At 65.1% G+C, this 11,361-nt stretch carries 10 protein-coding genes; 3 read left to right on the top strand and 7 right to left on the bottom strand.

The window, feature by feature from the left end; genetic code table 11:
• Positions 1–284: 284 nt before the first annotated feature.
• Together FJ978_RS07880 and FJ978_RS07875 are read left to right on the top strand one after the other, a co-directional pair.
• Positions 285–2,057, top strand: coding sequence for a glucan ABC transporter ATP-binding protein/ permease (locus FJ978_RS07880; protein WP_013896062.1), 1,773 nt, complete (start codon positions 285–287; stop codon positions 2,055–2,057).
• A gap of 234 nt (positions 2,058–2,291) precedes the next feature.
• Positions 2,292–3,131, top strand: coding sequence for a heme ABC transporter permease (locus tag FJ978_RS07875; RefSeq protein WP_246678086.1), 840 nt, complete (start codon positions 2,292–2,294; stop codon positions 3,129–3,131).
• 115 nt (positions 3,132–3,246) lie between these two features.
• On the opposite strand, the gene FJ978_RS07870 is transcribed toward FJ978_RS07875, so the two are convergent.
• The gene (locus FJ978_RS07870; protein WP_181176710.1) at positions 3,247–4,305 is read right to left on the bottom strand and encodes a D-TA family PLP-dependent enzyme; all 1,059 of its coding nucleotides are present in this window, start codon (positions 4,303–4,305) and stop codon (positions 3,247–3,249) included.
• Positions 4,306–4,553: 248 nt separating this feature from the next.
• Here FJ978_RS07870 and FJ978_RS07865 point away from each other — a divergent pair, with 248 nt between their 5' ends.
• A complete protein-coding gene (locus tag FJ978_RS07865; protein ID WP_140571502.1) occupies positions 4,554–5,240 on the top strand; it encodes a D-lyxose/D-mannose family sugar isomerase in 687 nt (228 codons plus the stop codon).
• 27 nt (positions 5,241–5,267) lie between these two features.
• Here FJ978_RS07865 and FJ978_RS07860 read toward each other — a convergent pair whose 3' ends face one another.
• From FJ978_RS07860 to FJ978_RS07835, 6 genes are read right to left on the bottom strand one after another with little or no spacing between them, the layout of a single operon-like run.
• A complete protein-coding gene (locus FJ978_RS07860; protein ID WP_140571501.1) occupies positions 5,268–6,131 on the bottom strand; it encodes an RDD family protein in 864 nt (287 codons plus the stop codon).
• Positions 6,118–7,137, bottom strand: a complete 1,020-nt coding sequence (locus FJ978_RS07855; protein WP_140571500.1) for a stage II sporulation protein M — start codon at positions 7,135–7,137, stop codon at positions 6,118–6,120. Before FJ978_RS07855 ends, FJ978_RS07860 begins: the two co-directional genes overlap by 14 nt.
• Positions 7,134–8,438, bottom strand: coding sequence for a DUF58 domain-containing protein (locus tag FJ978_RS07850; protein ID WP_140571499.1), 1,305 nt, complete (start codon positions 8,436–8,438; stop codon positions 7,134–7,136). Before FJ978_RS07850 ends, FJ978_RS07855 begins: the two co-directional genes overlap by 4 nt.
• Positions 8,435–9,391: a MoxR family ATPase gene (locus FJ978_RS07845; protein ID WP_140571498.1), complete on the bottom strand. Its 957-nt coding sequence runs from the start codon at positions 9,389–9,391 to the stop codon at positions 8,435–8,437. The genes FJ978_RS07850 and FJ978_RS07845 overlap by 4 nt, the downstream gene beginning before the upstream one ends.
• Positions 9,378–10,589 carry a DUF4350 domain-containing protein gene (locus FJ978_RS07840; RefSeq protein ID WP_140571497.1) on the bottom strand — a complete coding sequence of 404 codons (1,212 nt, stop codon included), beginning with the start codon at positions 10,587–10,589 and terminating at the stop codon, positions 9,378–9,380. The genes FJ978_RS07845 and FJ978_RS07840 overlap by 14 nt, the downstream gene beginning before the upstream one ends.
• Positions 10,586–11,218, bottom strand: a complete 633-nt coding sequence (locus FJ978_RS07835; RefSeq protein WP_140571496.1) for a hypothetical protein — start codon at positions 11,216–11,218, stop codon at positions 10,586–10,588. The genes FJ978_RS07840 and FJ978_RS07835 overlap by 4 nt, the downstream gene beginning before the upstream one ends.
• Positions 11,219–11,361: the final 143 nt, after the last annotated feature.

The raw sequence follows: 11,361 nt of genomic DNA, 5'->3' as shown, positions 1-11,361 counted from the left end.
GCCGGGTGGCCCCTGAATAGGCTGTTCAAGCCTGCTGTGATTAAAAATGTGGCACTGCTCTGCCGTTGCCATGATTTTGCCGCAAGGCTGACATTTCACCTTTTATCTCAAACCGTTAGGTGATCACGTCAGATTTCGCATCGTCGTCATCTTTTGTTCGCTAAATGGGAACGGAAGCGATAGACGGGCATTGTTTTGCGACGCGTCAACCGTTACGTGTCATTAAATGGTGCAGTGCACAATACTGGAATTGAGCACAATAGAGAGTTGGCGGAGTAGCTGAAGTGTCACTTCTGCAGATCTATTGGAGAGCGCTGGGGTATTTGGCCGCCGACAAGAAGCGCGTCGCGCTGATTTGCGGCGCCAATATCGCCCTTGCCGCCATCGCCATCCTGGAGCCAATCATGTTTGGCCGGGTGATCGATGCGATTTCGGCGCATGGCTCGGTATTCTCCACGCTTGCCGTGTGGGCCGGTTTGGGCGCCTTCAACGTCATGGCTTTCGTTCTCGTGGCGCGCGGCGCCGACCGCTTTGCTCATGCCCGGCGCAGCGAAGTGCTGTGCGAGTCCTTCGAGCGTGTCATCACCATGCCGCTTGCCTGGCACCATCAGCGCGGCACGTCGAACGCCTTGCACACGCTGCTGCGCGCCGTCGAGACGCTGTTCAGCCTGTGGCTCGAATTCATGCGCCAGCATCTGTCCACGGCAGTTGCACTTGTGCTGCTGGTGCCGACCGCACTTAGCATGGATGTGCGTATGTCGATGGTGCTGCTTGGGCTCGGCATCCTCTATGTCGGCATCGGCCGTCTGGTGATGAAGCGCACCAAGGCCGGCCAGGCCGCCGTCGAGCGCCACTATCACAAGGTGTTCGCGCATGTGACGGATTCCGTCAGCAACGTCGCTGTTCTCCAGAGCTACAATCGCCTTGGCCATGAGGCCGAAACCTTGCGCCGCTACGTCAAGAACCTGCTCGACGCACAGAACCCGGTGCTCGACTGGTGGGCCATCGCCAATGCGCTCAATCGCCTGTCGTCGACCATCTCGATGATGGTGGTGCTTCTGATCGGCGCCTATCTGGTCACCCACGGCCAGTTGCGGGTTGGCGATGTGATCGCCTTTACCGGCTTTGCCACGCTGTTGATCTCGCGGCTCGACCAGATGTCGGCTTTCGCCAACCAGATTTCGGAGGCCCGCGCCAAGCTCGAGGACTTCTACAAGCTCGAGGACTCGGCTGCCGATGTGGCCGAACCGGATGGCTTGCGCGATCTCACCAACGTCACCGGCCATGTCCGCTTCGAGGAAGTCGGCTTCGAATTCCCCAATTCGGGCCAGGGCGTCAGCGACGTTTCCTTCGAGGTCCAGGCCGGCCAGACCGTCGCCATCGTCGGACCGACGGGTGCCGGCAAGACGACGCTCATCAACCTGCTGCAGCGTGTCTTCTCGCCGTCGCACGGTCGTATCCTAATCGATGGCATCGATACCCGCACCGTGACCCGCAAGTCGCTGCGCCATTCGATCGCCACCGTGTTCCAGGATGCCGGCCTGCTCAATCGTTCGATCGAGGACAACATCCGCGTCGGCCGCGCTGACGCGACCAACGATGAGATCCATGCCGCCGCCAACGCGGCTGCCGCGCAGGACTTCATCCTGGCCAAGAGCGGCGGCTACGACACCGTGGTCGGCGAGCGTGGCGGCCAGCTGTCGGGTGGCGAGCGCCAGCGCATCGCCATTGCCCGCGCCGTGCTGAAGGATGCTCCGATCCTGGTGCTCGACGAGGCGACCAGCGCGCTCGACGTCGAAACCGAGGACCGCGTCAAGGAAGCGATCGACGAGTTGCGGCGCGACCGCACCACCTTCATCATCGCCCACCGCCTGACCACCGTTCGCGACGCTGACCTGGTCGTGTTCATGGACAAGGGCAAGGTGATCGAGATGGGTGGCTTCGCCGAATTGTCGCTGCGCAATGGCCGCTTCGCCAGCCTGCTGCGCGCCGGCGGCTTGCTCAACGACGAGGAAGTCCGCCGCCTCAGCCGCTCCGTGCAGGGCGAGGCCGCGTAAGCAGGTGACGGTTCTTCCTTCTCCCCTTGTGGGAGAAGGTGGATCGGCGCGCAGCGCCGAGACGGATGAGGGGTGTTCCGGGGAACGCCAACGCCTCACTCCGCTGGAACACCCCTCATCCGACCTCGCTTCGCGAGGCCACCTTCTCCCGCAAGGGGAGAAGGAAGAGGCTTATACGACTGCGACACCGCCGCTCGATTGCCCCCAGCGCATTGGCGGTCTATGTAAAGTCGCATGAGCGACATCACCTCACGCCTGACCGGCTGGACCGATCTTGCCAACCCGACCCGCTTCGTCGGGCTGGCCGACAAGGTCGTGCCGTGGCTGGCAGCGATTGCGGCGCTGGTCCTCGCGGTCGGGCTCTATATGAGCTTCACCGCGCCTGAGGATTTCCAGCAAGGCATCACCGTTCGCATCATGTACATCCATGTGCCTTTCGCCTGGCTCGCCATGATGTGCTACACGCTGATGGCGCTTTCGGCACTCGGCACCCTGGTCTGGCGCCACCCGCTGGCCGATGTCGCGCTGAAATCGGCCGCCCCCATCGGTGCCGCCTTCACCGCACTGGCGCTGATCACCGGCTCGATCTGGGGAAAGCCGATGTGGGGCACCTGGTGGGTCTGGGATGCGCGGCTGACCTCGGTCTTCGTGCTGTTCCTGATGTATCTCGGCATCATCGCGCTGACCCGTGCGCTCGATGACGCCAGCCGCGCCGCCTGGGCCGCCGCCATCATCACGCTGGTCGGCTTCATCAACATCCCGATCATCAAATTTTCGGTCGACTGGTGGAACACGCTGCACCAGCCGGCCTCGGTGTTCCGCATGGGCGGATCGACCATCGACGCCTCGATGCTGTGGCCGCTGCTGATCATGGCTATCGGCTTCACGGTGCTGTTCTTCGCATTGCATCTGATGGCAATGCGCACCGAAATCCGCCGCCGCCGGGTCATCGCCATGCGTCGCGTGGCGGCACGGCAGGCCGAGCGGTCTCCCCCTTCTCCCCTTGTGGGGTCCGAAGGACGGGGCGAGACAAGCGGCTCGCCCCCGGGCGGTCTCGCCGAAGGCGACGGATGAGGGGTGTTCCAGGGAACGCCAACGCCTCACTCCGCTGGAACACCCCTCATCCGTCTCGGCGCTGCGCGCCGATCCACCTTCCCCCACAAGGGGGGAAGGGAAGGCGTTTGTTGGCTCATCCCATCCGCCCGCGCGCGGCCACCGGCAGTGTTTCCAGCACCGTCTCGCCGTCGATCAGGTTGACCTCGTCGAACAAATTGGTGACGACGCAGCAATGGTCGGGCACCACGCGCACGCGCTCGCCGATTTTAAGCTTGCCATCGCCGGAAAGCGTGACGGTGCCGTGCTCTTCGCTGAGGCCTGTCACCCGCGCGCCGGAGACGCCGAGCAGCTCGCCGAAATCGGGCAGCCCCAACGTGTCGCTGGACAGCGCCTTGCTGCCGCTGTCGAGGATGGCGCGGGTCGGTGTCGGGTGGCTGACCACCGTCGACAGCACCGTCAGCGCGCAATCGTCGAGCGCGCCGACGCCCTTGGCGACCTGATAACGGTCGAGATAGATGTAGGTGCCGGGGCGGTATTCGGTGACGACGCTGTCCTTGCTGGAACGCCACATGTCCGGTGTGCCGCCGCTGGAGATGCGCTCGCAGGCGAGACCGCAGACGGCAAGCGCCTGGCTGGCGTTGGCGAGCCAGGCTTCGGCCTCCGCCGCACGGCCCGCGGCCGGATAGGTCATCAGCCCACCGAAGGCGAGGCCTTTGGCAGTGTCGATCTGTCTTGCCAGTCCAACCGCGTCACCCGCTGTCTGTACGCCGCAGCGCCCCATGCCGGTGTCGCACTCGACCAGCACCGTCAGACGATGGCCGGCATCGGTGAAGGTGGCGGCCAGCCCGTCGATGGTCTCCATGCTGTCCGCCGTCACCGACAGGATTACGCGCCTGTGCAGCGCCAGAAGCCGCTCCAGCTTGGCGCGGCCAAGGATGTTGTAAGGGAGAAAAATATCGGTCAGGCCGGCATCGGCCATCACCTCGGCTTCGCCGATCTTCTGGCAGGTGATGCCGACCGCGCCCGCCGCCACCTGCTTCTTCGCCCAGTAGGGCAGCTTGTGCGTCTTGATATGCGGCCTCAGCTTCAGCCCGTTCTTGTCGGCATGGGCCTGCGCGCGGGCAATATTGGCTTCAGCGCGCGCTGCGTCGATCAGGATCGATGGCGTATCGAGGTCATGGATGGTCGGCATCAGCTATCACTCCTGAATTCCGCAAGGGGTTATGGCCTCCAAAGCGCGTGATGTCACGCAGCCAGCGGACGGGATCGATGGGCCATCGGTTCGCGGCCAGGGCGGGGCAGGCGGCTGGATGGATCGACACCGCACCAGTGTTCGGCTATGCGAATTGCCATGCATGTCGCCCAAAAAGTGGCCAATGGTTTTGGGACAACGACATGCATGCTGCCAAACAAAGCGTATCGACACGAAGGACCATGATCATGAAACGCTCCGCCATCAACGACATCATCCGCGAAGCCGACGCTTTCATCCGCTCGTTCGGCTACATCATGCCGCCCTTCGCCTACTGGTCACCAGAAGAGATGAAGGCGCGCCAGGTCGATTCCTCGGCCATCTTCACCTCGCGGCTCGGCTGGGACATCACTGATTACGGCCAGGAGAAATTCAACGAGCTCGGCCTGTTCCTGTTCACCGTTCGCAACGGCCGCTACGAGGACATGAAGAAGGGCATGGGCATGCTCTACGCCGAGAAGATCATGATCTCGCGCAAGGACCAGCTCTCGCCGATGCACCGCCACAACATCAAGGCCGAGGACATCATCAACCGCGGCGGCGGCAAGCTGGTGCTGGAGCTGTTCATGCATGATCGCGACGGCGGCATCGACCCCAAGGCCGAAGTGTCGGTGCCGGTCGATGGAACCATCCACAGGATGCCTGCCGGCGGGTTGCTGAAGCTCGATCCGGGCCAGAGCGTCACGCTGCTGCCGGGCGTCTGGCACGCCTTCTGGGCCGAGTGCAAGGACGTGCTGATCGGCGAGGTGTCGACCGTCAACGACGACCTCACCGACAATGTTTTTCGCGAGCCGATCGGCCGCTTCTCCAACATCGACGAGGATGTCGCGCCGGTGCACCTCTTGGTGTCCGACTATGAGAAGTGGCTGGGATAGGGCAGGTCAAATTCCGCTTGGCACGCGCTACCGCGCATACTTGTCCACCTTGCGGTTGCCGAGCAGAAGCTTGCGTTCCAGATGCGCCCTGAGCTCACCGTAGTAGGCGGTCAAGAAGGCCTTGGAATCGTTTGGTTCAATCGTCGCGCCGATCTTGCGGCCGATGGTTTCGGCAACCGCCTTCATCGCGAAATAGTCATCGCGCCGCAGCACTTCCTCCAGTCTGTGCAGTTCGGCGATGCCGTAGGCGTCGAGCTGCGCCGGGCTGAAGTGGAAGCGGCCGGCGGCCGGGTCCTGCCTTAGCGACAGGTCTTCGACCAATGCCAGCTTCGGCGCCTCGACCACCCATGTGCCGGCGAGCAGGTCGCCGATGCGCAGGCGATCGCGGTTGAACAGCGGAAACAGCGAAAAAAGCAGCGCCCACACCAGGCCGAAGATCGTCGACAGCGTATCGGCGACGCCGGTGCCACCGCGCACGGCGATGATCGACAATGGCAAGAACACCTCGAGCTCGCGCATCAGATTGCGCGCGATGACCTGGTCGATCGTGAGGCCCGCGCCGCCGCGCGACGCGACCCGAACGCCGACGATCCGCTTGCCTGGCGTCGCCGCGCGCCGGCCCGCCTCGAAGGCGATGAAATAGACGTTGCGCAGCAGGAAGATGGAGATGATCCAGACCACGAAAAGCGGTTCCGCCTCGCGCAGGCCAAGGCCGCCGAGGCCGAAGATCGCGACCAGGCTGACGGCCACCGCGGCGGCGACGATAATGACCACATCGAGCAGGAAGGCCGAAGCCCGCGTGCCGGCGTCCGCCAGCTTGACCCTGAGGTCGACGCCCTCCGGCGTGATCAACGGCCTGATCAGTGCGGCGGGGTTCCTAGCCGTTGCCATGCCGCACCATCCGGAACAGGTAGAAATAGGCAATCCATAGCGTCAGCATGCCGCCGCCAATGGCGTAGCGGGTCGCATCGCTGGCGATCGTCTGCCGGCCGATGCCTTCGAGCAGGCCGGCAAACAAAAGCATCACCATCACGCCGACCATGACGGTCGCCGCCACCTGTCCGGCTTGAGCGGCAGCGGCCATCCGGGTCGATTCGCCGGGAAAGGCGATGCGCGTGCCGATCCGCATGCCCGCGGCACCGGCCAGCGCGATGGCAAACAGTTCGGTCGTGCCGTGGATCGACAGCCAGCCGCCAAGCTCAAAGCCCAGCCCCTTGGCGGCGTAGACCTGGAACAGCGCGCCGAGCATGCACCCGTTCATCAGGATGATCAGGACGCTCGGCACCGCGAAGGCGAAGCCGAGCGCAAACGCCAGGATCGCCACTTGCGTGTTGTGGGTGAAGAGATAGGCGGCAAATCCCGACAGGAAGTGGCTGCTGCCGCCATCGTAAAGCACGCTGCGCAGCGCCTCGACCGACGAATCCGGATTGCGGCCGCCGGCAAGGCTGGGCGCGATGATGGCGTCGTACCAGCGCTTGTCGGAGGCGACCAGCCAGTAGCCGGCAATGGCGCCGACAAGGGTCAGTCCGACCGAGACCGAGGTCTCGCGCCACAGATCGCGGATCGCCGCCGGCCAATCGCGCAGGAAAAAATCGCCGACGCGCTGCCGCAAGCCCCGTTTCGCGCCATAGAGATAGAAATAGCCGCGCAGGCACAGCGCCTCGAGATAGGCGATCAGCGCGCTGTCCAGCGACGTCGCGCGGGCGACCGACAGCGAAGAAAGCGCCGAACGGTAGAGCAGCGGCAGCGACAGCAGCTCATCTTCCGAAAGCGTGCGCGGGGCGCGTTTCTCGACGCGCGCAAGCAGCGCCTCGAATGCCTTCCAGTCGGCCTCGCGCTCCTGACGGAAGCTCGCCAGCGATTGGCGTACCGCATCGGTGCCGGAGGGCAGCGTCATAAGAGGTTCTCCTCCTTGAGTTGGATATAGCGCTCGACCAGCGCCGGGCCGAGCCGCTGGTGGTCGGCCTCGATCACATGCGCGCCGAGCAGCCGCAGCCGCCCGATCACCACCTGGCGTTGCCGAAGCAGGCCGCCGGCGGTGACCGCGCGGGCCACATCCTCCGGCGTGGCGGGTGCCATGTCGGCCAACGCCTCCAGCTCGGCGTCCCTCATCAGCATGAACAGCACCAGATGCCGCTCGGTCAGCCGGCCGACGGTGCGCAGCATCAGCTCGGCGCTGATCGGGTCGACGAAATCGGTGAAGATGATGACCAGCGAGCGCCTGTCGAGCTTGGCCGCCAATGTCGTCAGCGCCAGGGTGAAATTGGTCTCTTCGCTGGAATAGTCGATTTCGGCGGCGCGCTTCTGGATCATCATGAAACTCGGCGAGCCGCGCACCGCCCCGCTCGACACGCGCGGCCTGGCGTCGAAGGAGAACAGGCTGACGAGGTCGCCGCCCTTGAGCGCGATGAAGGCCGACAACAACGCTGCCGTGACCGCCTTGTCGACTTTCGGCACGCCGTCGACCGGCTCGCACATCAGCCGCCCGCAGTCGATCGCCAGCACGATGTTGTTGTTCTCCTCGACGCGAAATTCGCGCGCCAGAAGCTTGCCGTGGCGCGCGCTGCGCTTCCAGTCGATCATCCGCCGGCCCATGCCGGGCTGATAGTCCTTCAGCGCCTCGAACTCGCGGCCCTGGCCGGCTCGCCTTTGCGCGTGGCCGTCGGCAAGCGCGGAGCGCTGCAGCAATGTGATCGCCTCGTCGCGGGCACTGCTGACATCGGGCAGCACCGCGACTTTCCGGTCCATCGGCAGGACCACCTGGTTCCAGATCAGTCCGAACGGGCCGCGCCAGCGCAGCCACAGCCGGTCGAAGCCGGCGATGCCGCGCCTGAGCGCATCGAATTCGAGGTCGAGCGTGCCGCCATTGGCCGGCAGCGCGCCGCCGGTGCCGGCGACTGGCGCCAGCCGCTGATCGTGGCCGACCCGCGCCTGCAGCGCGCTCTGTCGGCCGCCGAGACTGGCCGTGACATGGAGGGTGAAACGGCCGCCGACGCCGACTTGCGGTGGGGCGGAAAGGCTGGCGGTGAGCGCTGCACGCCCACGCCCGGCAGCCGCGTCGACCGCCAGGAATGCAAGCAGGATGCAGATCCACAGCAGGCCGAGATACCAGAAAGAGGGCAGCGCAAGCGCGATAAGGAAGGCGGGGATGGCGCCCGCCGCCGCTGCCCAGACCGCACGGCCGCTCGGATAGATCAACGCGGTGCTTCCGTCTGGTCGACAAGATCGGACACGATCTGCTCCACCAGCCGCCCGTCGATCTGCGCCGCCGGCGACAGGATGACGCGGTGGCGCAATGCCGGCACCGCCAGCGCCTTGACATCGTCGGGGATGACATAGGCGCGGCCGTCGAGCGCTGCCCTGGCGCGTGCCGCGCGCGCCAGCATGGCGCCCGCGCGCGGGCTTGCGCCAACCTCCAAATCGGGGCTCTCGCGCGTGCCGCGTACGAGGGCGGCGATATAGCCGACGACATCGTCGACCAGCGTGACGTCGCCTACGGTGGCGAGCGCTTTCTCCAACGTCTTTCGGTCTGCCTGCGCCGTGATGCCATATTGCTTGATGTCGTGGGAAGCGGAGCCGCCGCCATGATGGACGATGATGGCGCGTTCCTCCCGCGCGTCGGGATAGCTCACCTTGTGCTTGAACAGGAAGCGGTCGAGTTGGGCTTCGGGAAGCGGATAAACACCCTGATGCTCGATCGGGTTCTGTGTCGCCACCACCATGAAGTTCTGGCTGAGCGCATGCGTTGTGCCGTCGAAGGTGACGGCGTGTTCCTGCATGGCTTCCAGCAGCGCCGCCTGCGTCTTCGGCGGTGTGCGGTTGATCTCGTCGGCAAGCAGGAGGTCGCAGAAGATCGGCCCGCGCGTCAGCGTGAACTGCCCGGTCTGGAAATTGTAGATGTTCGAGCCGACGATGTCGCCGGGCATCAGGTCAGGCGTGAACTGGATGCGCCCATAGACGACGCCGAGCGCCTGCGCGAAGCAGCGCGCGATCATGGTCTTGGCCGTGCCTGGCGGGCCTTCGAGCAATATGTGCCCGCCGGCGAACAATGCCGTCAGCATCAGATCGACCGTGTCGCGTTGTCCGGTGATCGCCTTCGCCACCTCTTCCCTGATCGCGGTCGCCAGGGCCTTCACATCATCGACGTTCACCGAGCCTCCTTGTCGTCCAGTCATGCAGCTCCTGCGCTGCTTCATGCATTTGAGCCAAATTCCTGGCTTCGTTCGCGGCCTTGAAGCGGCGGCTGAAGCCTTGAGTTTCGCCGTGGTCGCGGGAATCGAGCCAGCGGTCGAGCGCGTCGCCTGGCAAGCCTTGCGGCGCGCCGAGCAATGCTGCGGCACGCGCACGCATCAGCACCGCATAACGGTCGCCGAGCCCCTGCAAACGCCCGGCGCGCCTGAGCAGCATCGCCGTGGTGTCGACCAGCGCCCGCTTGCCGAAGGCGATCGCCCGGCCCTCGGCCCGTGGCGGACCGAATCGGCCGAGGCCATGCAGGAAGGCAAGGGCGGCCGCCGCCAGCACCGACAGCGTCAGCGCCAGGAAGGGCGGCTCGACCAGGAGCTTGGCGAGATCGTATCTCTGGCCGGCACCGTGCAGCGTCAGATCGAAGATCACCGCGCCCTTGGCCGGTTCGAGTGAGGCAATGAGGTCGAGCGCCGCCTGGGCCTTGGTGAAGTCCTTCAGCGCGGCATTGTTGATCAGGTCCGGATCGGCCAGGACGTAGAAAGGCTTGTCCTTGACCTCGGAGAGCACTGCCTTGCCGTTACCTGCCGCGATCAGCGGCTGGTCGTCGGCAATCCATTGCAGTTGATCGGGCGCGGTGACCATGTGGCCCCGGACGTCGATCTGCCCGACCGTGCTGTTGCCGACACCGAGCTTTGCCTTGACGATGTGGCCGAGCCAGTCGTTGACCACCGTATCGGGCAGCCTTTCGATCTTCATCTCAAACTCCTGGCGTCCCTCGAGCGGCAGGGTCAGCCATTTCGGCAGCACGAACAGCGTCGGCTTGTTCGCGCGAAGCCTGACGATGCGGTCGAGCGCGGCGGGGTCGCTGTCTGGCGAGATGGTGACGATCAGCAGGAACCCGGACCATATGCCTGTGCTGATGTCTTTCTGGTTTCGCGCCATGGGTGCCGGCGTTCCCGTCAATTGCAGCCATTTGACGATGCCGGCATAGCCCGAGCCGCCCTTGGAGAGCGGGGTGGCGCCGCCGCCGGGCTGGCGGAAATCCGGGGCATAGGTGGACAGGAGAAAGAATGCAGCAGCGGCCAGCAGGCTGGCAAAAATGCCCCAGAACACGGTTCTGCGGCTGAACGGTTCCTGCACCGCCTCGACTGCCGGCGCGCTCATGTCCAGGCATCCCTGAAGGCAAACCGCTCATAGGCGCCGCGCGCCTGCTGCCAGCCTTCGGCGCCGACCGGCCGGCGGGCGAACAGGGCTGCCTCGACGATGCGCGCGATGTCGCTGAACGCCTGGCGTGCCCGCCACGGGAGCGATGGGGCGGTGGCGATGTCGCGCGACGTCAGCGATGGGCGCAGGAAGTCGGGCAGCCGTCCGGCGATGTCGGCGACGCTGCGCCGAAGCAGGAGATGCACCGCCTCGTCGAACGCGCCGCGCGCTGCGAGCGCGTCAGCCTCGGAAAGCAGGATCTGCGCCGCGCTGGAATCCGGGCGCCAGTCGTCCTGCGTCTCCGCTTCCTTGCGGGTGCGCCGCCAAGGCAGGCGCCAGGCCACCCCCTTCGCTTCGAGTGCGACCAGAAGGACGATGACCGCCACACCGATGATCACCGCGCCCCAGAACAGGTAGATCATGTAGGGGCCGATCCGCGCCAGCATCTCCAGCACGGGCTTCAGCCATGCCGGCGGTTCTGATGGCACCAGGCTCGGCAGATCGAATTGGATGGAGTGGTCCGCCAGCAGCTGCTCGTGCAGATTTGCCAGCCCTTCGGCGTCCGCCGTGTCCGGCTGTGCGACTGTCACCCGCTCGCTCCCTGCAACCCGCGGTTCGTCGCCAACACTGGCAATGCTGCACCGCAATTGCAAGTGATTGGACGTCGGTTATCAATACTGGCAGATTTACAGTCGGGAACACCGCTTGGCATAGCCCGGTGAGGAGGGGACGA

This window comes from Mesorhizobium sp. B1-1-7 (assembly GCF_006442705.1).
GTDB classification, from domain to species: Bacteria; Pseudomonadota; Alphaproteobacteria; order Rhizobiales; family Rhizobiaceae; genus Mesorhizobium; species Mesorhizobium opportunistum.
This window is presented reverse-complemented; position numbering and strand designations above follow the sequence as displayed.